The 26,194-nt window shown below is 73.4% G+C and carries 28 protein-coding genes; 18 read left to right on the top strand and 10 right to left on the bottom strand.

Annotation, left to right across the window (positions count from 1 at the left end; all coding sequences use genetic code 11):
- The first annotated feature begins 27 nt into the window (after positions 1-27).
- Positions 28-846 carry a hypothetical protein gene (locus tag ACFVVX_RS04785; RefSeq protein WP_387941415.1) on the top strand — a complete coding sequence of 273 codons (819 nt, stop codon included), beginning with the start codon at positions 28-30 and terminating at the stop codon, positions 844-846.
- A complete protein-coding gene (locus tag ACFVVX_RS04780; RefSeq protein ID WP_387941413.1) occupies positions 843-2,012 on the top strand; it encodes a GNAT family N-acetyltransferase in 1,170 nt (389 codons plus the stop codon). The genes ACFVVX_RS04785 and ACFVVX_RS04780 overlap by 4 nt, the downstream gene beginning before the upstream one ends.
- Here the strand turns inward: ACFVVX_RS04780 and ACFVVX_RS04775 are convergent.
- Entirely contained in the window at positions 1,989-3,302 is a 1,314-nt protein-coding gene (locus tag ACFVVX_RS04775) for a glycosyl hydrolase (RefSeq protein ID WP_387941411.1), read from the bottom strand. The genes ACFVVX_RS04780 and ACFVVX_RS04775 overlap by 24 nt on opposite strands.
- A 360-nt stretch (positions 3,303-3,662) precedes the next feature.
- Here ACFVVX_RS04775 and ACFVVX_RS04770 point away from each other — a divergent pair, with 360 nt between their 5' ends.
- From ACFVVX_RS04770 to ACFVVX_RS04730, 9 genes are all read left to right on the top strand, one after another.
- Positions 3,663-4,592 (top strand): hypothetical protein, encoded by a 930-nt coding sequence (locus tag ACFVVX_RS04770; RefSeq protein ID WP_387941409.1) that lies wholly within the window; start codon positions 3,663-3,665, stop codon positions 4,590-4,592.
- Between the two features lie 232 nt (positions 4,593-4,824).
- Positions 4,825-6,423, top strand: a complete 1,599-nt coding sequence (locus tag ACFVVX_RS04765) for an ABC-F family ATP-binding cassette domain-containing protein (protein ID WP_387941407.1) — start codon at positions 4,825-4,827, stop codon at positions 6,421-6,423.
- Between the two features lie 351 nt (positions 6,424-6,774).
- Positions 6,775-7,008 (top strand): helix-turn-helix domain-containing protein, encoded by a 234-nt coding sequence (locus ACFVVX_RS04760; RefSeq protein ID WP_387941908.1) that lies wholly within the window; start codon positions 6,775-6,777, stop codon positions 7,006-7,008.
- Positions 7,009-7,251: 243 nt separating this feature from the next.
- Positions 7,252-8,058: an enoyl-CoA hydratase/isomerase family protein gene (locus tag ACFVVX_RS04755; protein WP_387941405.1), complete on the top strand. Its 807-nt coding sequence runs from the start codon at positions 7,252-7,254 to the stop codon at positions 8,056-8,058.
- A gap of 181 nt (positions 8,059-8,239) precedes the next feature.
- The gene (locus ACFVVX_RS04750; protein WP_387941403.1) at positions 8,240-8,755 is read left to right on the top strand and encodes an Asp23/Gls24 family envelope stress response protein; all 516 of its coding nucleotides are present in this window, start codon (positions 8,240-8,242) and stop codon (positions 8,753-8,755) included.
- Between the two features lie 66 nt (positions 8,756-8,821).
- Positions 8,822-9,013 carry a hypothetical protein gene (locus tag ACFVVX_RS04745; RefSeq protein ID WP_387941402.1) on the top strand — a complete coding sequence of 64 codons (192 nt, stop codon included), beginning with the start codon at positions 8,822-8,824 and terminating at the stop codon, positions 9,011-9,013.
- On the top strand, positions 9,013-9,357 hold the full coding sequence (locus tag ACFVVX_RS04740) for a hypothetical protein (RefSeq protein ID WP_387941400.1): 345 nt from the start codon (positions 9,013-9,015) through the stop codon (positions 9,355-9,357). Before ACFVVX_RS04745 ends, ACFVVX_RS04740 begins: the two co-directional genes overlap by 1 nt.
- A 119-nt stretch (positions 9,358-9,476) precedes the next feature.
- A complete protein-coding gene (locus ACFVVX_RS04735; RefSeq protein ID WP_387941398.1) occupies positions 9,477-10,148 on the top strand; it encodes a DUF6286 domain-containing protein in 672 nt (223 codons plus the stop codon).
- A 70-nt stretch (positions 10,149-10,218) separates the two neighbouring features.
- Positions 10,219-10,857 (top strand): alkaline shock response membrane anchor protein AmaP, encoded by a 639-nt coding sequence (locus ACFVVX_RS04730; protein ID WP_387941396.1) that lies wholly within the window; start codon positions 10,219-10,221, stop codon positions 10,855-10,857.
- Positions 10,858-11,129: 272 nt separating this feature from the next.
- Here ACFVVX_RS04730 and ACFVVX_RS04725 read toward each other — a convergent pair whose 3' ends face one another.
- Positions 11,130-11,900 (bottom strand): SDR family oxidoreductase, encoded by a 771-nt coding sequence (locus ACFVVX_RS04725; protein WP_387941394.1) that lies wholly within the window; start codon positions 11,898-11,900, stop codon positions 11,130-11,132.
- 173 nt (positions 11,901-12,073) lie between these two features.
- On the opposite strand from ACFVVX_RS04725, the gene ACFVVX_RS04720 reads away from it, so the two are divergent.
- Complete coding sequence (locus tag ACFVVX_RS04720) at positions 12,074-12,499, top strand: MerR family transcriptional regulator (RefSeq protein ID WP_387941392.1); 426 nt, start codon at positions 12,074-12,076, stop codon at positions 12,497-12,499.
- A 3-nt stretch (positions 12,500-12,502) separates the two neighbouring features.
- Positions 12,503-12,835, top strand: a complete 333-nt coding sequence (trxA, locus tag ACFVVX_RS04715; protein ID WP_387941390.1) for a thioredoxin — start codon at positions 12,503-12,505, stop codon at positions 12,833-12,835.
- A 43-nt stretch (positions 12,836-12,878) separates the two neighbouring features.
- Here trxA and ACFVVX_RS04710 read toward each other — a convergent pair whose 3' ends face one another.
- Entirely contained in the window at positions 12,879-13,685 is an 807-nt protein-coding gene (locus ACFVVX_RS04710; protein ID WP_387941388.1) for an SURF1 family protein, read from the bottom strand.
- A 31-nt stretch (positions 13,686-13,716) separates the two neighbouring features.
- Entirely contained in the window at positions 13,717-14,712 is a 996-nt protein-coding gene (locus ACFVVX_RS04705) for a DEDDh family exonuclease (RefSeq protein ID WP_387941386.1), read from the bottom strand.
- A 159-nt stretch (positions 14,713-14,871) separates the two neighbouring features.
- Between ACFVVX_RS04705 and ACFVVX_RS04700 the strand changes: the two genes are divergently transcribed.
- The 4 genes from ACFVVX_RS04700 (at position 14,872) to moaA (ending at position 19,378) form a co-directional block, all read left to right on the top strand.
- Positions 14,872-15,915, top strand: a complete 1,044-nt coding sequence (locus tag ACFVVX_RS04700) for a zinc-dependent alcohol dehydrogenase family protein (RefSeq protein WP_387941384.1) — start codon at positions 14,872-14,874, stop codon at positions 15,913-15,915.
- A 466-nt stretch (positions 15,916-16,381) separates the two neighbouring features.
- Positions 16,382-16,702: a DUF485 domain-containing protein gene (locus ACFVVX_RS04695; protein ID WP_387941382.1), complete on the top strand. Its 321-nt coding sequence runs from the start codon at positions 16,382-16,384 to the stop codon at positions 16,700-16,702.
- Positions 16,699-18,309 carry a cation acetate symporter gene (locus ACFVVX_RS04690; protein WP_387941380.1) on the top strand — a complete coding sequence of 537 codons (1,611 nt, stop codon included), beginning with the start codon at positions 16,699-16,701 and terminating at the stop codon, positions 18,307-18,309. Before ACFVVX_RS04695 ends, ACFVVX_RS04690 begins: the two co-directional genes overlap by 4 nt.
- 79 nt (positions 18,310-18,388) lie before the next feature.
- Complete coding sequence (gene moaA / locus ACFVVX_RS04685) at positions 18,389-19,378, top strand: GTP 3',8-cyclase MoaA (protein ID WP_387941378.1); 990 nt, start codon at positions 18,389-18,391, stop codon at positions 19,376-19,378.
- A 23-nt stretch (positions 19,379-19,401) separates the two neighbouring features.
- Here the strand turns inward: moaA and ACFVVX_RS04680 are convergent, their stop codons facing one another.
- From ACFVVX_RS04680 to ACFVVX_RS04655, 6 genes are all read right to left on the bottom strand, one after another.
- Positions 19,402-19,629 carry a hypothetical protein gene (locus ACFVVX_RS04680; RefSeq protein WP_387941376.1) on the bottom strand — a complete coding sequence of 76 codons (228 nt, stop codon included), beginning with the start codon at positions 19,627-19,629 and terminating at the stop codon, positions 19,402-19,404.
- Positions 19,630-19,893: 264 nt separating this feature from the next.
- Positions 19,894-20,277, bottom strand: coding sequence for a DUF3099 domain-containing protein (locus ACFVVX_RS04675; RefSeq protein ID WP_387941374.1), 384 nt, complete (start codon positions 20,275-20,277; stop codon positions 19,894-19,896).
- A gap of 102 nt (positions 20,278-20,379) precedes the next feature.
- Positions 20,380-20,925, bottom strand: a complete 546-nt coding sequence (locus tag ACFVVX_RS04670) for an RNA 2'-phosphotransferase (RefSeq protein WP_387941372.1) — start codon at positions 20,923-20,925, stop codon at positions 20,380-20,382.
- A gap of 30 nt (positions 20,926-20,955) precedes the next feature.
- Positions 20,956-22,353 carry a metallopeptidase TldD-related protein gene (locus tag ACFVVX_RS04665; protein ID WP_387941370.1) on the bottom strand — a complete coding sequence of 466 codons (1,398 nt, stop codon included), beginning with the start codon at positions 22,351-22,353 and terminating at the stop codon, positions 20,956-20,958.
- The gene (locus tag ACFVVX_RS04660) at positions 22,353-23,906 is read right to left on the bottom strand and encodes a TldD/PmbA family protein (RefSeq protein WP_387941906.1); all 1,554 of its coding nucleotides are present in this window, start codon (positions 23,904-23,906) and stop codon (positions 22,353-22,355) included. Before ACFVVX_RS04660 ends, ACFVVX_RS04665 begins: the two co-directional genes overlap by 1 nt.
- 139 nt (positions 23,907-24,045) lie before the next feature.
- Positions 24,046-25,191 carry an MBL fold metallo-hydrolase gene (locus ACFVVX_RS04655; protein ID WP_387941367.1) on the bottom strand — a complete coding sequence of 382 codons (1,146 nt, stop codon included), beginning with the start codon at positions 25,189-25,191 and terminating at the stop codon, positions 24,046-24,048.
- A 283-nt stretch (positions 25,192-25,474) separates the two neighbouring features.
- On the opposite strand from ACFVVX_RS04655, the gene fabG reads away from it, so the two are divergent.
- On the top strand, positions 25,475-26,194 hold the full coding sequence (gene fabG / locus ACFVVX_RS04650) for a 3-oxoacyl-[acyl-carrier-protein] reductase (protein WP_387941365.1): 720 nt from the start codon (positions 25,475-25,477) through the stop codon (positions 26,192-26,194).

Below are 26,194 nucleotides of genomic sequence, written 5' to 3'. Positions count from 1 at the left end.
TCGGCCCTCATATCCAAGGAGCACCGCATGTCCGAACCGCGCCGAAGCGCCCGTACCCTGGCCCGTCGCTGGTGGCCGGTGGCCCTGGCGGTGCCGCTGGGCGCCGTGGCCGGCGCCGGGTACGCCGTCGTCGCACACCCGTCGTACGCCGCCAACTCCTATGTGATCGTGGTGCCGCAGACCACGGGGGAGAGCGCCACCGCGATCAACTTCGCCCAGGCCTACGGCCGGCTGGCCGGGCAGCCGCAGGTGCTCGCGGCGGCCGCCGCCGAGACCGGCCACACCCGGACGGAGCTGGAGTCCCTGGTGCACGGCACCACCTCCCCGGACGCCCCGATGATCGAGATCACCGGCACCGGGGCCCGGCCGCAGGAGGCCGTCCAGGCCGCCGACGCGGTGGCCCGCTCGCTGGTGGCCTTCGCCAACGCCAGCAGCAAGGAGACCGGCGTCCGACTGGTCCCGCTGGCCCCGGCCGCGGAGCCGGACAAGCCGACCACGCCGTCGGCCCAGCTGGACGTCGCGGTCGGCGGCGCGGCCGGGCTGCTGATCGGCGCGCTGGTGATGATGACCCGCCGCCGGGGCTCCGCGGCCGCCCCGCAGTCCGCTCCCGTGCCGGCCTCCGGGGCTCCCGCGGCCCCGGACGGCCCTGCGACCCCCGCGGCGGCGCCCGCGACCCCGCGCCCGAGGTCCGAGGAGGCCCCCGCGAGCACCGCCGGGGGCACCGCGGACGGCAGCGAGCCCCGGGACGCCAAGGACGCCAAGGCCGCCAAGGACCCCAAGGACCCCAAGGAGGCCGGCAGGGCCGCCGGCAAGGAGAAGACCGTCACCGCCGGGGGCGGCCGATGAGCACCGAGGCCGACACCGGGACGGGTGCCATCGCCCTCCCCGCCCAGGCGGGCCGCCCGCGCTGGACCACCGAGCTGCGCCGCGAGGACGACGCCCTGGACGTCCTCGCCGAGGAGTGGGACGACCTGGTCGCCCGCTGCCGCACGGCCACCTTCTTCCAGGCCGCCGTCTGGCAGCGCTCCTGGTGGCGCCAGTACGGTCGGCCGGGCGAGCTGGTGGTGGTGCTGGTGCGCCGCTCCGGCCTGCTGGTCGGCGCGGGCGCCTTCCAGCGCCGCGGGCCGCTCGGCGGCCTGACCGGGCTCGGCGACGGGCTGATCGACTTCACCGACGTCCTGCTCGACGACGGCTGCGCCGACCGTGCCGCCGCCGAGTTCGCCGCCGCCCTCCCGCTCACCCGCCCCTGGCACAGCCTGGACCTGCGCGAGGTGCACCCCGAGGCGGCGGTGCAGCGGGTGTTCGAGCACTGGCGGGGCCGGCGCCGCCGCTTCACCGACTCGCTCTGCCAGTACCTGCCCGCGGTCCCGATGGAGGAGCTGCTCAAGCGGGTGCCCGGCAAGACCGCGCAGCGCAGCCGGGTGAAGCTCCGCAAGATCGCCGAGGCCGGGGTGGAGGTCCGCCCGACCGCCCCCGAGGAGGTTCCGGAGGCGCTGGAGGGCCTGCTGCGGCTGCACTTCCTGCAGTGGCAGGACCGCGGGGTCACCCCGGAGCACCGCACCGAGCGGTTCGCCCGCCACCTCGCCGAGTCCACCACCGGCCTGGTCGCCACCGGCCGCGCCGCCGTCCACCAGTACTGGCTGAACGGCGAGCTGGTCGCGGTGAACCTGCTGCTGCTCTGCCCGTCCTTCGGTGGCCTCTACCTGTACGGGGCGCACCCGGAGCTGCGGGAGCGGCTGGACATCGCCGGGCTGCTGTTCGGCGCCGCGCTGGACGAGACGGTCGGTGCGGGCATCCCCCAGCTCAGCCTGCTGCGCGGGCAGGAGCCCTACAAGCAGCGCTGGCGGCCGGACCGGCTGCCCAACCAGCGGCTGCTGTTCGGCCCGCGCGGTCCGGCCCCGGCGGCCGCCTGCCGGGGCGGTACGGTCCGGGCCCGGCAGGCGGCGGTGCACGTGCTGAAGACCCGGCTGCCGAGGCTCAAGGAGGCGCTAGCGGCTCGCCGCCGGAGCTGACCGGGCCGCCGTCGGGCTCGCCGCGGAGGAGCCGGCCGCGGTCGGTGTGCCGCCCGGGGCCGCTGTGCTGCCCGGGGTCGGTGCGCTGCCCTGGGTTGCTGCGCCGGGCGACGGCACCGCCTCCGGACCCGCCGAGGGGGACGCGGTCGGCGAGGCGGCCGGGGAGGCGCCCGGGCCCGCGGTGGCCTTCGGGGACGGCGTGGCGGTGGCCTTCGGCGAGGGCTCCGGCGGGGGCGTCGACGCCCCCGCCGGAGCCCCCTTGGACCCGGACATCAGCTGCTTGTAGCGCGCACCGGACCTCGGGTTCTTGTCGCACTGCCAGAAGCCGTGCGGGCAGTAGTCGGTGACGGTCTGGTAGCTGGTGTCGTGGGTGCGGATCCACTCGACCATCCGCTGGACGAAGTCGGGGTTGTCCCCGTTGTGGAACAGCCCCCACTCCGGGTACGAGACGGGCTTGCCGCGCTTGGCGGCGAACTCGACCTGGTCCTGCAGCCCGTACGGCTCCCGCACGTAGTCGTCGAAGGTGGCGCCGGCCGGCTGGTCGTAGCTGTCCATGCCGATGATGTCGACCACGTCGTCGCCGGGGTAGCACTTGGTCCAGGGGATGGCGTCCAGGCCCCGGTTCGGGGCGAAGTCGAAGCGGAACCGCTGGCCGGGCACCGAGCGCATCACCCCGACGATCCGCCGCCAGTAGGCCTTCCAGGCGGTCGGGTCGGGCTTGCAGCGGTGGGTGTAGGTGACCCCGTTCATCTCCCAGCCGAGGGTGAGCACGGTGTCCGCGCCGCCGAGCGCGACCAGGCGGCGGGCGAGCTTGAGGAAGTGCCGGTCGAAGTCCCCGCGGACGCCCTGGCCGAGCAGCTTGGCGACCTCGCCGTCCGGCACGTTCGCCTCGTTGGGCACCAGCATCGGCACACCGAGGACGAGCATCCGGTTCGGGTCGGCGAGCCGCCACTGCGACCACAGGCCGAGCACCACCGGCTCGCCCTCGATGTCGGCCCAGCCGTTTCCGGCCAGATAGGTGTGGCCGACCTGCATGTTGGCGTTGTTCAGCCACTGGGCGTAGCGGCCGATCTGGGGGATGTAGTTGTCCCAGGAGCCGACGAAGGCGCCGAAGGGCGGCTCGTGCCGGGGCCGCTGGACGGTCGGGCGGGGCGCGGCGCCGCGCGGCTCGAAGGCGTCCGAGGAGAGGGTGTGCCGTTCGGTCTGGCTGAGCGGGGTCCCCGCGGGGACCCCGGCGGTGGTCAGCAGCAGAAGCGCGGCGGCGGCCAGCGTCAGGCGGCCGTATCGCATGGGTCTCTCTCCTCCGGGCGAAGCTGAGCGGGAGGCAGGGCGGACGGACCGTGGTGCCCTGCTCGCCGACAGTAGGCCCAGTGGGCGTCGGAAAAGCCGAATGTCACCCTAAAGTGGGCGATATTCGAACGCCGTCTGCCGCAATGCGCCGTGTATCACCTCTGTAACAGTCCGGGAGGCCCCGGAGGCCCTACCGGGCGGGTCCGCGGCGGCGGCCGTCCGGGCGGCCCGGGCCGTGACGGCGCAGGTCGGCGGGCGGGTGGGGGCGAACGGCGCAAACCGGCCACCCGGACGTCCACCGTTCGGACGCGCGGCCGAGTCCGGCTGACTCGCGCGGGTGGTGAAAGGTACGCTCCGCCCGTGTCCTGGAAGCCGCTGCGTGTTCTCACCCCCCGATCGATCCTCCCTGCCCTGGCCGTGCTGCTGGTCCTTGTGGCGGGCGCGGCCGCGCATGCCAACAAGCCGGTGCCGTTCGGGGACCGGGTGGCCGAGCCGGGTGGCGCGGACGCCAGCCCGATCAACGCGCAGTCGCTGGACACGGGCGGCCTGGAGCTGAAGGTGGGCCCGGGCCTGGAGGCGTACAACCGCACGAGCGGGGAGCACGCCTGGTCCTACCGCCGGGAGGGCGCCACCGCGCTGTACCTGTCGATGGCGGGCGAGAACGCCGTGGTGCTCTGGGACGACGGCCTGATCACCTCGGTGCGGCCGAGCGACCACGAGGTGCGCTGGCACCGGGCCGTGCCCGGCCTGGCGGAGTGGCTCAAGGGCGAGGACGAGCCGGGCGCGGACAAGCGCACCGAGGCGCAGCGCAAGCAGACCTCGCTGGAGCGCGCCGCCTCGGCGCTGCACACCGTCCGGGACTCCTCGCCGTGGGTGGCGGTCGTCACACCCGGTCTGACGATGGGCTTCCGGGACGCCGACGGTGACCTCCGCTACAACTCCAAGCCGGCCGGCAACTGCGTCTACGACCCGACCCGCACGGTCGGGACGGACTACGCGGTGCTGGTGCCGCGCAGCTGCACCAACAGCAGCGGCCAGGCGATGTCGGGCGGCATCAGCGGGTACCGGCTGGACAGCACCGGCTGGCAGCTGAACGCCGGTCCCGCGGTGGCACTGAAGGTGCTGGACGGCCAGCGGGTGCTGATCTCGGACGGCCCGATCGTCGGCACCAAGGTCTTCGACACCCGGGCGGCCGCCCCCGAGGCGGCCTGCGGCAGCCCGGTCGAGCCCTTCGCCGCGGTCCGCCCGCAGGGCTCCTGCCCGGTTCCGGAGGCCGACCCGCAGCCGTGAGGACGGGTCCCGGGGCCTTGGACGGACCCCCGGCGGGTACCCCACCGCGGTAATTGCCCCGGGCGTTCCCGCGGGGCCCGGTAGACTTGCCGTCATGGCTGTTCTCTCCGGGCATTAGCGGGCGAGCGGTGCCGCCCTGCGCGGCGCACCGGTCGACGTACGACGCCCTTCCCGCTGTCCCGGCCCTGTGCCATGTCCAGGCGCCCGCCCACGTCCCAGGAGTACCCCAGCCATGATTTCCGCCAACGCCCTTGAGCTGCGCGCCGGCGCCCGTGTCCTGATCGAGTCCGCGAGCTTCCGGATCGCCCCCGGCGACCGGATCGGCCTGGTCGGGCGCAACGGCGCCGGCAAGACCACGCTCACCAAGGTGCTGGCCGGTGAGGGCATCCCGGCCGGCGGCACGGTCACCAACTCCGGCCAGGTCGGCTACCTCCCGCAGGACCCGCGCACCGGCGACCTCGACGTGCTGGCCCGCGACCGCATCCTCTCCGCGCGCGGCCTCGACACCGTGCTGAAGAAGATGCGCGAGAACGAGGAGCGGATGGCCAACGGCAAGGGCGCCACCCGCGACAAGGCGATGAAGAAGTACGCCAACCTGGAGACCGAGTTCCTCACCAAGGGCGGGTACGCCGCCGAGGCCGAGGCCGCGACCATCGCCGCCGCCCTCGGGCTGCCGGACCGCATCCTCGGCCAGGAGCTGCACACCCTCTCCGGCGGTCAGCGCCGCCGGGTGGAGCTGGCCCGGATCCTCTTCTCGGACGCCGACATCCTGCTGCTCGACGAGCCCACCAACCACCTCGACGCCGACTCGATCGCCTGGCTGCGGGACTTCCTGAAGACGTACAAGGGCGGCTTCATCGTGATCTCGCACGATGTCGAGCTGGTCGAGACGGTCGTCAACAAGGTGTTCTACCTGGACGCCAACCGCTCCGCGATCGACATCTACAACATGGGCTGGAAGCAGTACCGGCAGCAGCGCGAGGACGACGAGAAGCGCCGCAAGCGCGAGCGCGCCAACGCGGAGAAGAAGGCCGCGACCCTCAACTCGCAGGCCGACAAGATGCGGGCCAAGGCGACCAAGACGGTGGCCGCGCAGAACATGGCCCGCCGCGCGGAGAAGCTGCTGGCCGGCCTGGAGCAGGTGCGGGTCTCGGACAAGGTCGCCAAGCTGCGCTTCCCGGACCCGGCCCCCTGCGGCAAGACCCCGCTGACGGCCGAGGGCCTCTCCAAGTCCTACGGCTCGCTGGAGATCTTCACCGACGTAGGCCTGGCGATCGACCGGGGCTCGCGGGTGGTCATCCTCGGGCTCAACGGCGCCGGCAAGACCACCCTGCTGCGGATGCTCGCGGGCGTCGAGCAGCCTGACTCCGGCGAGGTGACGCCGGGGCACGGTCTGAAGATCGGCTACTACGCCCAGGAGCACGAGACCCTGGACCCGGAGCGCACGGTGCTGGAGAACATGCGCTCCTCGGCCCCGGACACCGACCTGGTGCAGATCCGCAAGATCCTCGGCTCGTTCCTGTTCTCCGGCGACGACGTCGACAAGCCGGCCGGGGTGCTCTCCGGCGGTGAGAAGACCAGGCTCGCGCTGGCCTCGCTGGTGGTCTCCAGCGCCAACGTGCTGCTGCTCGACGAGCCCACCAACAACCTCGACCCGGCCAGCCGCGAGGAGATCCTCGGCGCGCTGCGCGAGTTCTCCGGCGCGGTCGTGCTGGTCACCCACGACGAGGGCGCGGTCGACGCGCTCCAGCCGGAGCGGATCATCCTGCTGCCGGACGGGATCGAGGACCTGTGGAGCCCGGCGTACGCCGATCTGGTCTCGCTCGCCTGACCCGGTCCCGGCTTTCCGTCTGCCCTGGAGTAGACACCTCGTCCGTTCTTCGCACCAGAAAAACTAGTCCTTACGGCGTGTCCGGGAATGAAGAGGTCCGGGATTCCGTTTGAGGAGCTTCCGTCGGCCCGCCATTCGATCGTGGTCGGGCCGACGCTGCTGATCAGCCCTTTCGCCCCGGATGGCGGTATCACCCCCGGGGGCGTGCACTCTGCGTGAGCGCCCTTGTGCGCTCGGATCACCACCGGCGGACCACGCATTCCCGACATCGACCTTGCCGAATGGGTGGCCAGGACGCGGTGGATGGGTGATCATGGGAATCTGACCGAGCAACGCTACGAGGAGGCACGGGTGGCCGAGACTCTGAAAAAGGGCAGCCGGGTGACCGGTGCCGCGCGTGAGAAGCTCGCGGCCGATCTCAAGAAGAAGTACGACTCCGGGGCGAGCATTCGCGCTCTCGCGGAGGAGACCGGTCGCTCGTACGGCTTCGTGCACCGGATGCTGAGCGAGTCCGGAGTGATCCTCCGGGGTCGCGGTGGTGCCACGCGGGGCAAGAACAAAGCTACTGCTGGGACTGGTTCCTGACGGTCCGTCAGTTCCTTCGACGGATGACTCGGCGGCAGGGCGCCGGCTGGGGAGACGACAGTTGATCGTCTGTTCCCGGTCCGGACGAACCGGCCGCCGATCGTCATGTCGACCCCATGCCGACCGGGTGCCTTCCGGGCCCGTTCCGGATGTCGGCCCGTTTCCGGCGACAGCCCCTGCCGCCGCGTCCACAACTTTGTTACTCTCCGGTAGCCAAGCACCCTCGCCACCGGAGGTCCCCGCATGACCGCCCCCGCCACCGATCCGCAGGCCCCGAGCTGGGAGCAGGACGGCGTCCGTCTGGAGGTCGACGGCGAACTCGCCGTCGTCACCCTCTGTCAGCCCAAACGGCGCAACGCCCAGTCGCCCGCGATGTGGCGTGCGCTGACCGCCGCCGGCCGCGAACTGCCGGGCGGCGTCCGGGTGGTGCTGCTGCGCGCCGAGGGTGTCTCGTTCTCCGCCGGGCTCGACCGCGCGATGTTCACGCCCGAGGGGATCCCCGGGGAGCGCAACTTCCTCCAGCTGGCCGCCGCCGAGGACAAGGACCTCGACGACACCATCGCCTCCTACCAGGAGGCCTTCACCTGGTGGCGGCGCCCGGACCTGGTCTCCATCGCCGCCGTCCAGGGCCACGCCGTCGGCGCCGGCTTCCAGCTCGCCCTCGGCTGTGACCTCCGGGTGGTCGCCGACGACGTCCAGTTCGCCATGAAGGAGACCTCGCTCGGTCTCGTCCCCGACCTGGCCGGCACCAAGCCGCTCACCGAACTCGTCGGCTTTGCCCGGGCGCTGGAGATCTGCGCCACCGGCCGCTGGGTCGGTGCCGAGGAGGCGGCCGCGACCGGTCTGGCCAACCTGGCCGTCCCCGCCGCCGAGCTGGACGCCGCCGCCCGGGACCTCGCGGCCGCACTGCTGGCCGCCCCGCGCAACGCCGTGATCGAGACCAAGGCCCTGCTCCAGGGCGCGGGCGGGCGCTCGTTCGACGAGCAGCGCTCGGCCGAACGGGTGGCGCAGGCACGTCGGCTGCGCGACCTGGCCGGCATCGGCGACTGACGCCGGTCCGTGCCGCTGGGCCCGACTCCCCGACGGGGGGTCGAGCCCTCGGCGTTCCCGCACACCCTCCGGGCCGTCCCCGCCCTGTCGGGCACTGCTCCGAGGGGCAGGAATCGTGGCGAAATGCCAGAGTTGGAGCGATTTGCGATATAGCTGGAGCCGTACGACGGGAGAAGCGCCCATGCCTGACACTCCGACGCCCGCCACCCTGCACAAGAACCCCTCCTCCGGCGCCACGGCGGCGGCCGCGACGCCGTCCGCCGGCGACAGCACCAAGCCGCTGGCCGAGCGCGGCCGCACCGCGCTGGCCGTCGGCGTGGTCGAGAAGATCGCCGGGATGGCCGCCCGCGAGGTCGTCGGCATCCACGCCCTCGGCTCCGGACTCTCCCGCACCTTCGGTGCGATGCGGGACCGGGTGCCCGGGGGGAAGTCCAGCATCGGGCGCGGGATCAAGGCCGAGGTCGGGGAGAAGCAGACCGCCATCGACATCGCCCTGGTCGTCGAGTACGGCGTGGTGATCCCCGAACTGGCCCGTCAGGTCCGGGAGAACATCATCGACGCGGTCGAGCGGATGACCGGGCTCGAGGTCGTCGAGGTCAACATCGCCGTCAACGACGTCCACCTGCCCGACGAGCCGGATGTCGAGGAGGAGGAAGAGGAGGTCCCCTCCTCTGGGCAGCGGCCCAAGCTGAAGTAGCGCCACCCGGCCGCAAGAGCCGGACCGACCGCCCGGCGCCGGGCCGGTACAGACGAGGAGGAGCGGATGAACCTGGCCATCGTCGGCCTGGTGGTGGGTATGGCGTTGGGCTTCGCCGGGTATTTCGGCGGGTTCGCGGCCTTCCTGCTGGTGGCCGCGCTCGGAGTGGTCGGCTTCGTGGTCGGACGGCTGCTGGAGGGCGACATCGAGCTCGGGGACCTCGGCGAACTGCTGCGCGGCCGCGACCGGCGCCGTTGATGGCGGCCGTCGCGGCCGGCCGACGTGAGCCCGGTGCCCGGGGCCGGCTGCGGGTCGCGGACCGGGTCTACGCCCGGATCGCCGCCCGGGCCGCCCGTGAGGCGCTCGACGACGCGTGGAGCGGCCGGGCGGAGCGCGGCCGTCCGCCCAAGGTGTCGGTCTCCGCGCCGGGCAGCACCGTCACCGTCCGGGTGGCCGTCGAGCTGCCCTTCCCGGCCGATCTCGCGCGGCTCGCGGGTGCCGTGCGGGACCGGATCGCCGAGCAGGTCGGAGGCCTGACCGGGACCCGGGTCGCCGAGGTGGTGGTGGTCGTCGAGCGGCTGGTGACCGGGGGAGCGGCGTGACCGGGCAGCCCTCGCAGGGCCCGCCGGCCCAGGAGCCGGAGCCGTCTTCGGGGCCGCGGTCGGGGCTTTCCTCGGGGCTTTCCTCGGGGCCGCCGTCGGGGCCGCCGGAGCCGGAGGCGTTGCCGGGGCCGCCGTCGGAGTCGGAGGCCGGGCTGCTGCCGGAGCCGGAGCAGGTCGCCGTGAAGGTACCCCGGCTGCGGGCCCCGCGCACCGTGGCCGCCGGGGTGGTCGCCACCGTCGCCCTGGTGATCGCCGCGGCGCTGCTCTACGACGTGATCGCCGTCCGGACCGGCCACCCCGCCCGCCGCTGGCGTGCCGAGATCGCCGACGAACTGGCCACCCGGCACCTCGACGACCTCGGGGTGCTGATCGGAGCCGGGGCGGCCACCGCGCTCGGCGGCTGGCTGCTCTGGCTCGCGCTCGCCCCCGGCCTGCGCCGCTGGCTCCCGCTGCGCCCGCACGGCGACACCGCCGCCGCGATCGACCGCGGCGGGGTCGCCACCCTCCTGGTCGACCGCGCCGCGGGCCTGCCGGGCGTGGACCGCACGGCCGTCCGGGTCAACCGCCGCAGGGTCAAGATCGCCCTGACCGGCCCGGCCGACCCGGCCTCCGTCCAGCGCACGCTGCGCGAGGAACTGGCCCGGGTGACCCTGGCCCGCCCGCTGACCCTGGAGGTCCGCACGGCCCGCCGCCGGTCCGGCCGCCGGGCGGCGACGGCGGGTGGGACGGCGGAGGGCGCCCCGGGCGGCCCGCCGGGCGGCACGTCGGGCGGCGCCGAGGCGGGCTGGTGAGCCGGGCCCGGCGCGGGCGGCGGGCTTCGAGGGACGAGCCGGGAAGACGAGCGGACCGAGGGAGGGCGCGGTGAGCCGATCCACCGTCAACCGTTTGCTGCTGGGGGTGGCCGGACTGGTGCTGCTGGTCGCCGGGGTGCTGGTGCTCGCGGGAGGCCTCGACCTGTACCGGCGGCTGGGGGTGGAACCACCGAGCGGGTGGCCGCTCACCGCACCGGACCAGCCGGTGTTCGGCACCCGCTCCCGCACGCGCTGGGTGGACCGGTCCTGGTGGTGGCCCGCCGTCATCGGCGGGCTGGTCCTGGTGGTGGCCGGCACGCTCTGGTGGCTCTTCGCCCAGCTGCGCCGCAACGGCCCGGCGAGCATCGCCGTCCCGACGCCGGGCGTGCCCGGCCTGCGGCTGCGCCTGCGCACCCGAGCCCTGGAGGACGCGCTGGAGACGGGCACCGTGGAGCTTCCCGAGGTCGAACGCGTGGGCATCCGGCTGGTGCGCGGGCCGAAGCACCCGCGTCTTCGCGGCACCGTCCGGCTGACCCCGGGCGGCGACCCGGCGGCGCTGGTCGAGCACTTCGAGACCGGCCCGCGCGCCGCCGCCCGGAGCAGCCTCGGCCTGGCCGGGCTGCCGGCCGACCTCCGGATGCGGGTGGTGGCCGCGAAGCCGGCCGCGCCGAGCCGGCGGAGCCGGCGCAAGCACCCGCGCGTGCACTAGTGCCGCGTCAGGCAACCTTCGCCCCGTCGCGACGCCCGGCACGCACTCTCGCCGCACCGGCCGAAAGCCCAAGTACGTCCAGTACGAGGGCTTCCGGCCGGCACGCCGATAGCACGCACCGGACGCCGCTCCTTGACGGGCAAAAGTTGCCTGACGCGGCACTAGGGCGTGTTTGCAAAGTCGCGGCGGACCCGGCGGGACTTTGCAAACACGCCCTAGGCGAGGCGTCCGCCTGTGCCCACCGCACACGCGGGTGCGCGTGCGTCGCGCTGTCAGAGGCCGCGCAGGGCGCCGCCGTCGACCGGGACCATCACGCCGGTCAGGTAGGACGCGGCGGGGGAGAGGAGGAAGGCGGCGACCTTGCCGAACTCCTCCGGGGTGCCGTAGCGGCCGAGTGGGATCGCGGCGCTCTGCTGGGCGCGGGCGGCGTCCGGGTCCCCGGCGAGGGCGTCGAGCTCGCGGACCCGGTCGGTGTCGATCCGGGCCGGGAGCAGGCCGACCACCCGGATCCCGCGCGGGCCCAGCTCGTCGGCCAGCGACTTGGCGGCCATCGCCAGGCCCGGCCGCAGGCCGTTGGAGATGCCGAGGCCGGGGATGGGCTGGCGGACCGAGCCGGAGAGCACGAACCCGATCGCCCCGCCCTCGCCCAGCGCCCCGGCCGCCGCGCGGGCGATCCGCAGGGCGCCGAGGAAGACCGCCTCGAAGGCGTCGCGCCAGGCCTCCTCGGGGGCGGTGGAGACCGGGCCGGCCGAGGGGCCGCCGACGCTGATCAGCACACCGTCCAGCCGGCCGAAGCGCTCGACGGCCTCGGCCATCAGCCGCGCGGCCGTGCCCGGATCGGCGTTGTCGGCCACCAGGCCGTGCGCCGCCCCGCCGCCACCGAGGGCGGAGAGCTCGGCGACGGCCGCGTCCACCGACTCCTTGCCGCGTCCGCTGACCAGCACCCGGGCGCCGTCGGCGGCCAGTTCGCGGGCGGCCGCGAAGCCCAGGCCCCGGGTGGCGCCGGTGACCACGTACACCTTGTCCTGCAGTCCAAGATCCATGGACCCATCCTGCCGGGTGGCGGGAGCGTCCGGGTAGTGCCGCGGGACGCGCGGCGGCGTGCGCCGCCGCGACCGTGCTGGCCTTGACGTCGGCGTCAAGGTCTACCGTCGGTCCCGGCGGCGTTCGACGGCGCCCGGGACGGCCGGAAGGGGCCGGAAGGAGCTGAGCGGGCATGCGGATCGGTGAGCTGGCGGAGCGGGCGGGCACGACCACCCGGACGCTGCGGTACTACGAGCAGGTCGGGCTGCTGCCCGCGCGGCGGTCCGGCAACGGCTACCGCGCGTACGGGGAGGACGACCTGCGGCTGCTCCGGCAGATCCGGATGCTGCAGGACTTCGGCTTCGGCCTGGAGGAGACCCGGCCGTTCGTGGAGTGCCTGCAGGCGGGGCACCCCGAGGGCGACTCCTGCCCCGCCTCGCTGGAGGTCTACCGGCGCAAGCTGGCGGAGCTCGACGAGTGCATCACCCGGCTCCAGGAGGTCCGCGTGCAGGTGGGCGCCCAGTTCGCCCGGGCGCAGGCCGCCCGGGACGAGCTCGCCTCCGGGGGAGCCGGCGAACAGCCGCAGTGTGAATTGGCGATCGAGTGGGAGGAGACGTAGGCGATGGTGCAGATCACAGGGGTGCCGGCGGTCACGGACGAGACCTTCGCCGCCGAGGTGCTGGCGGCCGAGGGACCGGTGCTGGTGGACTTCACGGCCGACTGGTGCCCGCCGTGCCGGATGATGGCGCCGGTGCTGGCGGACATCGCGCGGGAGGAGGCGCACCGGCTGACCGTCGTCCAGCTGGACGTGGACACCAACCCGCAGACCCAGGCTGCGTACGGGGTGCTGTCGATGCCGACGCTGATGGTGTTCCGGGGCGGCGAGCCGGTCCGGTCGGTGGTCGGTGCCCGGGCGAAGGCGCGGCTGCTGCGCGAGCTGGCGGACGTGCTGTAGCGGCCGGGCCGGGCCGGGGCAGAGCCGGCCGGGCCGGGGAGGGTCAGACCGGGAGGGGCTCCGGCTCCGTCGACACCGCGGCCTCGGCGGCCTCCTTGGCCCGGTCCCTGGCCTCGCGGCGGATCAGCACCCACAGGCCCACCGGGATCATCGCGGTGAACAGCCACCACTGGATCGCGTACGCCATGTGCGGGCCGATGTCGGAGTGGTTGGGCTCGGGCAGCAGCTCCGGCTGGTCGGCGGGGGCCGGTGCGGTGCCGGTGAGCTCCAGGTAGCCGCCGAGCAGGGCGGCGCCGCTCTCCCTGGCCTGCTGCCCGGTGCTGATCAGGTTGAACTGCCGGTCCGGCAGCCCGGCCCGGTCACGGATCCCGCTGCCGGCCGAGGTCTCGTCGGCCCGCAGCCGGCCGGTGAGGACCACCTCGCCGGAGGGTGCGGCCGGGACCGCCGGGTAGGCGGTGGCGGAGTCGCCGGAGGCCACCCAGCCGCGGTTGACCAGGACGGTGCCCCGCCCGTCGGACAGCTTCAGCGGGGTCACCACGAAGTAGCCGATCTTGTCCCCGCTGGAGTCGGTCCGCTTGCGGACCACGAACTCGTGCTCGGGGTCGTACTGCCCGGTGGCCGTCACCGCACGCCAGGTCAGGTCCTTGGGCACCGTGGACCCGGGGGCCGTCGACAGGGTGTCGTACGGCACCGGCTGCGCGGTCAGGGCCTGGGTGATCAGCTCGTTGCGGGCCACCCGCGCCTCGTGGCGGTGCAGCTGCCAGAACCCCAGCCTGATCGTGGCGGGGATCAGCAGCAGGGCGATCAGGACGGTGATCAGCCAGCGCCGGGAGAGCAGAAAACGGTACACATGGGCACGGTACGCCCACCTCACAACCCGATCACGCACCGGGGTGCGGGGCGACCTCGCGCAGCAGCTGGAGGAAGGCGTCCTCGCCGACCACGGGGGTGCCGAGCTCGCGGGCCCGGCGGGCCTTGCCGCTCCAGCTGCCCGGTTCGTTGGTCACCAGCAGGCTGGTGAGGCGGCTCACCGACCCGGCGATGTGCAGCCCGGCCTCCACCGCGCGGTCCTCCAGCAGCTCGCGGTCGGTCGCGGTGTCGCCGGTGAACGCCACCCGCATGCCCTGGACCAGCGGCTTGCCGTCCTCCCAGCGCCCCGGGTTCGGGTACGGGCACGGCGGGCGCTTCTTCGCCTGGCGGTAGGAGGAGCCCGTCCAGGAGCTGCGGGCGGGCGAGGCGGGCTCCTCCTCGCCGAGGTCGGTGACGGCGACACAGGACTGCAGCGGCAGCGGGACGCCCCCCTGGCGGGCCAGGTGCAGGCTGGGACGGAACGCCTCCGCGAGCACCCGGGCGTCGTCCAGCGCGTTGTGCGCCCGGCGCTGCTGGACCCCGAAGTAGGCGGCGAGCGTGGACAGCTTGCCGTTGGGCAGCGGAAGCCGCAGGTCGCGGGAGAGCACCATGGTGCACAGCCGCTGCTCCACCGGGGCGCGCAGACCGGCCCGGGAGAACTCGCGGGAGATCATGTTCCAGTCGAAGAGCGCGTTGTGCGCGACCATCACCCGGCCGCGCAGCCGCTCGGCGAGGTCCTCGGCGATCTGGGGGAAGGTCGGTGCGCCGGAGAGCAGGTCGTCGGTCAGGCCGTGGATCCAGACCGGGCCGGGATCCCGCTCGGGGTTGACCAGGGTGTACCAGTGGTCGGTGACCTCGCCGTCGGCGTCCAGCTGGTAGACACCCGCCGAGATGACACGGTCCGAGCGGCCGAGGCCGGTGGTCTCGACGTCCACCACGGCGAACCCCTCGGCGGGGGCGGCGGAGCGCTGGGCCGGGACGGGGACGGTCCGCGGTGCGCCGTACGTCTCGGGCTGGATCGCATGCATGGTCAAACAGAATAAGCGCCGCGGCGACCGGTCTCGGTCGAAATGTTCGAGCGGGCGGGCCGGAATAGAGTGGTCGACGTATTCGTCGTACATCCAGTCGAATATTTCCTGGCTGCCCCCCACCCCTCAGGCGGCCGTCTCCCCGAAGGACGAACCCCCATGCGCGCCACCGTGATCCACGGCCCCAACGACATCCGGATCGAGGACGTACCGGACCCGGTGATCCAGCATCCGACGGACGTCGTGGTCCGGGTGGTGAACGCCTGCATCTGCGGCAGCGACCTGTGGGCGTACCGGGGCGTGGCGGCCCGCGAGGCCGGCCAGCGGATCGGCCACGAGTTCCTCGGCGTGGTCGAGGAGGCCGGGGCCGCGGTCCGCGACTTCAAGCCGGGCGACCTGGTGGTCGCGCCGTTCGTCTGGTCGGACGGCACGTGTGACTTCTGTCTCGAAGGCCTGCAGACCTCCTGCCCGCACGGCGGTTTCTGGGGCCAGGTCGGCTCGGACGGCGGCCAGGGCGAGGCGGTGCGCGTCCCGTTCGCCGACGGCACGCTCGTCCGGCTGCCCAAGGAGGCGGCGGGCGACGAGAAGCTGCTGACCAACCTGCTCGCGCTCTCCGACGTGATGGCCACCGGCCACCACGCGGCCGTCACCGCGGGCGTCCGCCAGGGCGCCACCGTCGCGGTGGTCGGCGACGGCGCGGTGGGCCTGTGCGGCGTGCTGGCCGCGCACCGCCTCGGCGCGGGCCGGATCATCGCGCTCGGCCGGCACACCGCCCGCACCGACCTGGCCCGCCGCTTCGGCGCCACCGACGTGGTCGCCGAGCGCGGCGAGGCCGCGATCGAGGCGGTGAAGGAGCTGACCGGCGGCCAGGGCGCGCACGCCGTCCTGGAGGCCGTCGGCACCGAGGAGTCGATGCGCACGGCCGTCTCGATCACCCGCGACGGCGGCTCGGTCGGGTACGTGGGCGTCCCGCACGGCGGCAGCGCGGGCGTGGACATCGGCCAGATGTTCGGCCGGAACGTCTCGCTCCGGGGCGGTGTCGCCCCGGCCCGCGCCTACATCCCCGAGCTGCTCCCCGACGTCCTGTCCGGCGCCATCGAGCCCGGCCTGGTCTTCGACCGCACGGTCGGCCTGGAGGGCGTTCCGGACGGCTACCGCGCGATGGACGACCGCTCGGCCCTGAAGGTCCGCATCGCGTTCTGACCCGCCCGCGGCGACGGCAGCGGCCCGTGTCCCCTTTCGGGGTGGCACGGGCCGCTGCCGTTGTGGCCGGAGCCCCGGTGACGGTTTCAGCCCGGCCTCGTTGTCCGGAAAGTGACGGACCGCCGGATCGTGAAGCGGGCGTGTGGGTAAAAGTATGAACTCATGAAGATCGCATGAGTGGCTGGAGATTGTCACCGGGAAACGAGGCCTCGGAGGGGGGTCGGTCGTACCCGACGAAGCCCACCGGACTGGTCTGATTTCAGCCAATTGACTACTGCGTGGGGGTGAACGGCTGGCTGGTCGCGGTCAACCCCTTCCGGGGCGGGCGCAGCACTCCTAGCATTGCGCGGCGCGCATCCGGACTGTGACGCCGCTCACGTCCGGTCGTTCCCCTGGTGCGACCGCTACGCCGAAGGAGTGAGGAGACAGAGTGGAATCGCCGTCGATCACCACTGGCCCTACGGAAGTGCAACTCATCGAGGAGGGCGAGGAGTTCCGAACGCTGCGGAGCTCGTTCCGCAACTTCGCCTTCCCCGTCACCATCGGCTTCGTGCTCTGGTACCTGCTCTACATCCTGCTCTCCAGCTACGCCCCGGGCCTGATGGGGACCAAGGTGGTCGGGCACGTCAACGTCGCCCTGGTGCTGGGGCTGCTGCAGTTCGCCACCACCTTCGCCATCGCCGCCTGGTACGCGCGCTACGCGGACCGGCGGCTCGACCCGCCCGCCGCCGTGATCCGCGAACGCCAGGGCGCCGTGGTCCACGCCCCCCGGGAGGCCGCCGAATGACCCTGCTCGCCAGCTCCGCCACCGAGCACCGCGGCCTGACGATGAGCCTGTTCGGGTTCTTCGTCCTCGCCACCCTGGCCATCACCGTCTGGGCCGGGCGGCAGACCAAGGACGCCGCCGACTTCTACGCCGGCGGCCGCAGCTTCACCGGCTTCCAGAACGGCCTGGCCATCTCCGGCGACTACATGTCCGCCGCGTCCTTCCTCGGCATCGCCGGGGCCATCGCGCTCTCCGGCTACGACGGCTTCCTCTACTCGATCGGCTTCCTGGTCGCCTGGCTGGTGGCGCTGCTCCTGGTGGCCGAGCCGCTGCGCAACTCCGGCCGGTACACGATGGCCGACGTGCTCGCCTTCCGGATGCGCCAGCGCCCGGTGCGCACCGCCGCCGGCGTCTCCACCATCGTGGTGTCGATCTTCTACCTGCTCGCCCAGATGGTCGGCGCGGGGACGCTGGTGGCACTGCTGCTCGGCGTCAGCGGCGACGGCGCCAAGCGGCTGACCATCGTCGCGGTCGGCGCGCTGATGGTGGTCTACGTGGTGATAGGGGGAATGAAGGGCACCACCTGGGTGCAGATCGTCAAGGCCGTGCTGCTGATCGCGGGCACCGCGCTGATGACCGTCCTGGTCCTCGCCAGGTACCACTTCAACCCCTCCGCGCTGCTCGGCGCCGCCGCCGACGCCAGCGGCAAGGGAGCCGCGTTCCTCGAACCGGGGCTGAAGTACGGCGCCAGCGGCACCAGCAAGCTCGACTTCATCAGCCTCGGGATCGCGCTGGTCCTCGGCACCGCCGGACTGCCGCACATCCTGGTCCGCTTCTACACCGTGCCCACCGCCAAGGCCGCGCGGAAGTCGGTGCTCTGGGCGATCGGCATCATCGGCGGCTTCTACCTGATGACCCTGGCGCTCGGGTTCGGCGCGGCCGCCATCGTCGGCCACAAGGCGATCGAGGACACCAAGTCGTCCGGCAACACCGCCGCCCCGCTGCTCGCCGAACAGCTCGGCGGCGGCGCGGGCTCCACCGGGGGCGCGGTCCTGCTGGCGGTGATCTCCGCCGTGGCCTTCGCCACCATCCTCGCCGTGGTGGCCGGGCTGACCCTGGCCTCCTCGGCCTCCTTCGCCCATGACCTGTACGCCAACGTCATCCGGCGCGGCCGGGCCAGCGAGAAGGAGGAGGTGCGCTCGGCGAAGTGGGCCGCCGTCGCGATCGGCGCGATCGCGATCGTGCTCAGTCTGTTCGCGGGCAAGCTCAACACCGCCGCCCTGGTCGCCCTGGCCTTCGCGGTGGCCGCCTCCGCCAACCTGCCCACCCTGCTCTACTCGCTGTTCTGGAAGCGGTTCACCACCGTCGGCGCGGTCAGCTCGGTCTACGCCGGCCTGATCACCTCGGTGGTGCTGGTGGCCTTCTCGCCGGTCGTCTCGGGCGGCAAGAACTCGCTCTTCCCGGACGCGGACTTCCACTGGTTCCCGCTGGAGAACCCGGGCCTGGTCTCGATCCCGGTCGGCTTCCTGGCGGGCTGGATCGCCACCCTGCTGTCCAGGGATCCGGCCGACCCGGCGAAGTACGCTGAACTGGAGGTCCGCTCGCTGACCGGACTGGGCGCCCACTGACCTCGGGGCAGTAGCTAAGCTGGCCCGGCCCCGCCGTGACGGTGGCCGGGCCGGCCGCGTTTTTCGGGAAGGAACCGCCGTGCTCCTCGACACCTTCGGCCGGCAGGCGGTGGACCTGCGGGTCTCCCTCACCGACCGGTGCAATCTGCGCTGCACCTACTGCATGCCCGAGGAGGGCCTGCAGTGGCTGGCCAGACCGGATCTGCTGACCGACGAGGAGATCGTCCGGCTGGTCTCGATCGCCGTCCGCGACCTGGGCGTGCGCGAGGTCCGCTTCACCGGCGGAGAGCCGCTGCTGCGACCCGGACTGGTCGCCGTCGTCGCGGCCTGCTCCGAACTCGAACCGCGCCCGGAGCTGTCCCTCACCACCAACGGGATAGGCCTCACCCGCACCGCCGAGGCGCTGCGCACCGCAGGGCTGGACCGGGTCAACGTCTCGCTGGACACCCTCGACCCGGACACCTTCCACACCCTCACCCGCCGCCGGCGCCACCAGGACGTGCTCGACGGGCTGGCCGCCGCCGAGGCCGCCGGACTGGCGCCGGTCAAGCTGAACGCCGTGCTGATGCGGGGGGTCAACGACCACGAGGCGCCCGAACTGCTCGCCTGGTGCCTGGAGCGCGGGTACGAGCTGCGGTTCATCGAGCAGATGCCGCTGGACGCCCAGCACGGCTGGGACCGCTCCTCGATGATCACCGCCGAGGAGATCCTGGAGCGGCTCGCCACCCGCTTCACGCTCACCCCCGAGCCCTCGGCCCGCCGGGGCGCGGCGCCCGCCGAGCGCTGGCTGGTGGACGGCGGGCCGGCGGGGGTCGGCGTGATCGCCTCCGTCACCCGCCCGTTCTGCCGCGCCTGCGACCGCACCCGGCTGACCGCCGACGGCCAGGTCCGCAACTGCCTGTTCGCCACCGGTGAGACGGACCTGCGGACGGCGCTGCGCTCGGGCGGCAGTGACGCCGAGATCGCCGCGCTGTGGCGTGCGGCGATGTGGGGCAAGAAGGCCGGGGCCGGAATCGACGACCCGGAGTTCCTCCAGCCCGAGCGGCCGATGTCGGCGATCGGCGGCTAGGGCCGGTCCGGTCCCGCCGGGGCCTACGAGGCCTCGGCGTCCTCGGGGGTCCAGTCGGCGAGGGCGACGACCTCCTTGAGGAAGCCGCGCACCCCGAGGAACTGGGACAGGTGCTCCCGGTGCTCCTCGCAGGCCGCCCAGGTCTTGCGGCGGTCCGGGGTGTGCAGCTTGGGGTTGTTCCAGACCAGCACCCAGCTGGCGTCCGCCCGGCAGCCCTTGGCGGAGCACGTCGGGGTCTGCGGGGAGTCCATCGGGCCGTCCTCGAAGCATTGGCGGGTGGTCTGCACCGCCAGTCTCGCACGCGCCCGGGCCTCACCCGGATCCGGGCATGGCGACGCCGGGCAGCCACGGGGGGAGCCGCCCGGCGTCGGTCCGTCGCTCCGACGGGGGATGCGGAGCGCGTACGCAGTATGTCACGGTCGGACCCGCGTTTGGGGAGGTCTTGCATGATTAATCTGAGCTTCTTTTGAGCTTTCTGCTAGCCAGATCGCATGAAACCACTGCAAAGTAGACAGTCAGCTTGAGCTCTGTGAAGAATCGGTGGCCGCACCCTTCGCCTCACCGGCACCGGACGGCGCGCCCGCCCCGCCCGTACCGCCGGGGCCGAGCATCAGCGGGACGTCCGGCGGCATGTCGAAGGTGCTCGGCAGCCCCGGGGCCCGCTCCCGGCCCGCGTTGGCGATCAGCACCGCGAAATAGGGCAGCAGCACCGCGCCCCCGAGGGCGATGAAGGCCAGCACCCGCTGGACGTCCCACAGCACCACCGCGAGCAGCACGCAGACGGTGCGGAACAGCATCGAGACCACGTAGCGGCGCTGCCGCCCCCGGACGTCCTCGGAGAGGCTGCTGCGCGCCCCCGTGATCCGGTGGACCTGTCCACCGCCGGCGCTCTTGCCCATGTCCTACCGCCCTCGTCCCAGCACCCGCGCCTCGCCGCGCGGCCTCCTCACGGTACGCCGCGCGGAGGGCGGCGACGAGACCGGGTCGGGCGGGACACGCCCTCAGGGCTGAGCGAGGTACTCCGGCGGCACGGCGTCGGTGAGCCAGACGCCGTTGGCGCTGACCCGGAACTCGTGGCCGGCCGCGGCCATCGCGGCGGCGTCCACCGCCAGGACCACCGGGCGGCCGTGCCGGGAGCCCACCCGCACGGCCGTCCCGGTGTCCGCGGAGAGGTGGACGTCCTGCCGGGCCATCGGCCGCAGGCCCTCGCGGAATATCGCGTCCAGGTTCCGGGTGGCGGTGCCGTGGAACAGCACCGCCGGGGGCTCGGCGGCGGCCAGGCCGAGGTCGACCGCCACCGTGTGCCCCTGGCTGGCCCGGATCGAGAGACCGTCCTCGGAGTAGGCGAACCGGCGCTTGTTGTTGGTCTCCACCACGTGGTCCAGCTCGGCCCTGGTCAGCCGGCCGCCCTTCGCCGCCAGCGCGGCGAGCAGGACGTCCACCCGGACCCAGCCCGCCGGGTCCAGGGTGATCCCGACCCGGCCGGGGTCGTGCCGCAGGATGCGGGACAGCATCTTGCTGGTCCTGACCGTGCGCTCCTCGTCCACGCTCTCTCGATTCCCCCCGGGCCGGTGCGGCTACGAGGCTTGGCTGACCGAACTCATGTTGAAGTCCGCGACCCGCACCGGCGGCATCGCGGCCCGGGTGAACCAGTCGCTCCACTCGCGCGGCAGGCATCGCTCGGTGCGGCCCACCTCGGTGATCCGGCCGAGCAGGTCGACCGGGGACTCGTTGAACCGGAAGTTGTTCACCGCGCCGACGACCTCGCCGTTCTCCACGAGGTACACGCCGTCCCGGGTGAGGCCGGTGAGCAGCAGCGTCGCCGGGTCCACCTCGCGGATGTACCAGAGGCAGGTGAGCAGCAGTCCGCGCTCGGTGCGGGCGATCATCTCGTCCAGGGTCGGCGCGGCGGCCTGGTCGGCCGTCTCCAGGACGAGATTGTCGACGGCCGGGCGCAGCGACAGGCCGGTGAGCCCGGCGGAGTGCCGGGTGGTGATCAGCTCGGCCAGCGCGCCGTCCCGGATCCACTCGGTGGCGGACAGCTCCAGACCGTTGTCGAAGACCGAGGTGTCCCCGCCGGTGGAGTGCGCCAGGACGAACGGCGCCGCCTCCAGGCCCGGCTCGGCCGGGTCGGAGCGCAGCGTCAGCGGCAGTTCGGTCAGCTTCTCGCCGATCCTGGTGCCCCCGCCGGGCTTGGAGAACACCGTCCGGCCCTCGGCCGCGTCCCGGCCGCCGGCGGACCAGCTCAGGTAGACCATGAGGTCGGCGACGGCCGCGGGCGGCAGCAGCGTCTCGTACCGGCCGGCCGGCAGGTCGATCCTGCGGGCGCCCCAGGCGAGGCGCCGGGTGGCCTCGGCGTGCAGCGCGCTGACGTCCACGTCGGTGAAGTCCCGGGTACCGGCGCCGGCCCAGGCCGAGCCGGACAGGTCGGCCGTCTTGGCGTTCAGGTCGACCGTGCCGGTCGGCTGGTCGTGGCGCAGCCGCAGGCCGGTGGAGGTGCCCAGGTAGCTGGAGACCAGCTCGTGCCGGGCGAAGCCGTACAGCAGCTCGCCCTGCGCGGCGGCCCGGGCGAAGGCCTCGCCGAGGGCGGGCGCGAAGGCGGCGAACACCTCGACGGAGGTCTCGGCGGGCGGCTCGGTGAAGGCGGGCGAGGCCGGCCGGTCGGCGACCAGCGGCTGGGCGTCCTCGGCCGGGCCGGCCGCCCGGGCGGCGTCCTCGGCGGCCCGGACCAGGCTCTCCACCTCGTCGGCGGTGACGGCCTCGCGGGAGACCACGCCGGAGGCGGTGCCCTCGGCGCCCGCCACCGTGGCGATCACGGTGAGTCGGCGGCCGCGGGTGACGCCGTTGGTGGTCAGCGAGTTGCCCGCCCAGCGCAGGTTGGCGGTCGACTCCTCGTCGGCGATCACCACGCAGCCGTCCGCGCGGGAGAGGCCGAGCGCCAGCTCGACGAGTTCGTGGGGCTGCGTCGCGGCCATCAGTGACCCGCCTCCTGCTGGGTGTTGAGCACGTTGACGTTGCGGAACAGTGCCGAGGGGCAGCCGTGGCTGACCGCCGCGACCTGGCCGGGCTGCGCCTTGCCGCAGTTGAAGGCGCCGCCGAGGACGTAGGTCTGCGGGCCGCCGACGGCCGCCATCGAGCCCCAGAAGTCGGTGGTGGTGGCCTGGTAGGCGAAGTCCTTCACCTGGCCGGCGAGTTCGCCGTTCCTGATGGCGTACGCGCGCTGGCCGGTGAACTGGAAGTTGTAGCGCTGCATGTCGATCGACCAGGAGCGGTCGCCGACGATGTACAGGCCGTTCTCCACGCCCGCGAACAGGCCCTCGGTGTCGGGGCCGTCGGCGGCCGGCTGGAGCGAGACGTTGGCCATCCGCTGCACCGGGACGTGGTCCGGGGAGTCGGCGAAGGCGCAGCCGTTGGAACGGTCGAAGCCCTTCAGCTTCGCCATCCCGCGGTCGAGCTGGTAGCCGACCAGGACGCCGTCCTTGACGAGGTCCCAGGACTGGGTGGCGACGCCCTCGTCGTCGTAGCCGGTGGTGGACAGGCCGTGCTCGGCGGTGCGGTCGCCGGTGACGTGCATCAGCTCGGAGCCGTACCTGAGCGAGCCCAGCTTGTCGAAGGTGGCGAAGGAGGTACCGGCGTAGGCGGCCTCGTAGCCGAGCGCGCGGTCCAGCTCGGTGGCGTGGCCGATCGACTCGTGGATGGTCAGCCAGAGGTTGGACGGGTCGACGACCAGGTCGTAGCGGCCGGACTCGACGCTCGGCGCCTTCATCTTCTCGGCCAGCAGGACGGGCAGTTCGGCCAGCTCGGCGTCCCAGTCCCACCCGGTGCCGGTCAGGTACTCGAAGCCGCGCCCGACCGGTGGGGCCAGAGTGCGCATCGAGTCGAAGGCGCCGGTGCGCTCGTCGACCGAGGTGGCCTCCACGGTGGGGTGCAACCGGATCCGCTGCTGGGTGGTGACGGTGCCGGAGGTGTCCGCGTAGAACTTGTTCTCCTGGACCGTCAGCAGCGTGGCCTGGACGTGCGAGACGCCCTCGGCGCGCAGCAGCCGGCCGCTCCAGTCGGCGAGCAGGGCCGTCTTCTCGGCGTCCGGCACGTCGAAGGGGTTGACCTCGTACGCGGAGACCCAGGTGGCGTCCGGGTACACCGGCTCGGCGGCCAGCTCGACGTGCTCCGTGGACCCGGCCGCCCGACTGATCCCGCCGGACATCCGGGCCACCGCGACGGCCTGCTCGGCGACCCGCGCCGCCGCGTCCGCGGTCAGGTCCACCCCGGCCGCGAAGCCCCAGGCGCCGTCGAGCAGCACCCGGACGGCGAAGCCGAGCTGGAGGCTGTCGGAGGTGCCGGCCGGGCGCGCGTCGCGCAGCCGCCAGGAGGCGCTGCGGACCCGCTCCAGCCGGAAGTCGGCGTGCGCGGCGCCGAGTTCCCGGGCCCGGGTGAGCGCCGCGTCGGCCAGCGCGCGCAGCGGGTAGGCGAGGAACAGCGGGTCGACGGCGCGCCCGCGCGGGGCGCGGGCGGTGGTCGCCGGGGGCATCGGAGGCAAGCGGGCTCCCTGGTCGGGGATCGGCATGTGGTGCGGGCGCCCCCGCACAGGGGGCCCCGCACCGCATCATTTCCCGTCCAGGGGCTTTCGGCCAGCGCATTTACCGCGTGACACGCGGGCCGGGGAGGCGTCAGGCGACGGTCTCCCACCAGCCGTCCAGCTCCGGCGGGCTGTCGACGTCCACCCGCTCGCCCGGCCGCGGCACCGCGAGCGGCACGGCCTGGGCCTTGGCCTCGGCGAGCAGCCGCTCGATCGGCTCGGACCACGGGTGCAGGCCCAGGTTGAAGGTGCACCAGTGGACCGGCACCAACAGGCCCGCGTCCAGGTCGCGGTGGGCGCGGACGGCGTCCTCCGGCGTCATGTGGATGTCCGCCCAGGCCGCGTCGTACGCGCCGATCTGCACCAGCGCGGCGTCGAACGGGCCGTGCTGCGCGCCGATCCGGGCGTAGCCCTCGAAGTAGCCGGAGTCCCCGGTGTAGAAGACCTTGCGGGTCGGGCCGGCTATCACCCAGGAGCCCCACAGGGTGGTGTTGCGGGTCAGGCCGCGGCCGGAGAAGTGGTGCGCGGAGGTCAGGGTGAGCACCAGCTCGCCGAGGGTGCAGGTCTCGTCCCAGTCGAGCTCGATGATCCGGTGCTCCGGGACGCCCCAGCGGCGCAGGTGCCCGCCGATGCCGAGCGGCACCGCGAAGGGCGCGGACTGGCTGCGCACCAGGCGCTTGACCGTCGCCATGTCGAGGTGGTCGTAGTGGTCGTGCGAGATCAGCACGGCGTCGACCTGCGGGAGCTCCTCCAGCTCCACCGGCACCGGGTGCAGCCGCCGGGGGCCGACGTGCGCGGAGGGGGAGCAGCGGTCGCTCCAGACCGGGTCGAGCAGGACCCGGGAGCCCTCGATCTCGACCAGTGCGGAGGCGTGCCCGTACCAGGTGATCTCCACGCCCTCGGCGGCCGGGCGCGGGCCGCCGGCCGGGCGGACGGTCGGCACCGGGTGGGCCGGCACCCGGCCCTCGCGTTGGAACAGCATCCGGCGCACGGTGTCCCGGTCGAAGTCCGGTGTGGGCGTGGCCCGGGCCAGCGTGGAGGGCGCGTTGTGGAACACGCCGTCGCGGTACTGCGGCGAGTCGCGGACCCGCTCCTCCCGCTCGCCGTCCGGCCTGCGCCCGAACGCCGCCGGCAGGTCCCGCAGCGACCAGGCGGCGGCCCCCGCGCCGGCCGCCAGGGCGGCCAGGGCCAGCAGTCGTCCGCGCCGGTGGGTGGTACCGGGCTGTGCCTCGCTCATCCGTGCTCTGCCTTCGCTCGTCTTCGCTCGTCTTCGGGACGTGTCCACAGGGTGGTGCGGCCGGCCCCGGGTCGTCGCGCACCACCGGGGCAACGGGCACGCCCGTCCGTGTTGTTCCCGTCCGAGGGTGCCACGATCGCCCGGGCACGGATTGTCGGATTGCGACAGTTCCACCGGTACGGCGCTGTGGGAGCTCGATTCGTCGCAGCTGCGGGCCGACCGATAGCGTCACACTGCGTGCGCATTTCCGCCGTACGCGCCGACTACGGAGAGAGGTGGATCGTTGAGCCGCTCGGTTCTCGTCACCGGAGGAAACCGGGGCATCGGCCTCGCGATCGCCCTGGCCTTCGCCGAGGCGGGCGACAAGGTCGCCATCACCAGCCGTTCGGGCGAGGTGCCCGAGGCGCTGGAGAAGTACGACGTCCTCGCCGTGCGCTGTGACATCACGGACACCGCCCAGGTGGACGCCGCCTTCACCGAGATCGAGGAGAAGCACGGCGCCGTGCAGGTGCTGGTCGCGAACGCGGGCATCACCAACGACACCCTGCTGCTGCGCATGTCGGAGGAGGACTTCACCTCCGTCGTGGACACCAACCTGACCGGTGCGTTCCGGGTGGTGAAGCGCGCGTCCAAGCTGATGATGCGCGCCCGTACCGGCCGTGTCGTGCTGATCTCCTCGGTGGTCGGCCTGTCAGGCTCGCCGGGCCAGTCCAACTACGCCGCCTCCAAGGCCGGCCTGGTGGGCTTCGCCCGTTCGCTGGCGCGCGAGCTCGGCCCGCGCAACATCACCGTCAACGTGGTCGCCCCCGGCTTCGTCGACACCGACATGACCGCAGTGCTCAGCGACGAGCGCCGCGCGGAGATCGTCTCGGGCGTGCCGCTTGGCCGCTACGCGGCGCCCGCCGAGGTCGCCAACACCGTGCGGTTCCTCGGTTCGGACGAGGCCGCGTACATCACCGGAGCCGTCATTCCCGTCGACGGCGGATTGGGCATGGGTCACTGA

Origin of the sequence: Kitasatospora sp. NPDC058170 (assembly GCF_042883905.1) — a bacterium.
Lineage (GTDB): Bacteria > Actinomycetota > Actinomycetes > Streptomycetales > Streptomycetaceae > Kitasatospora.
This window is presented reverse-complemented; position numbering and strand designations above follow the sequence as displayed.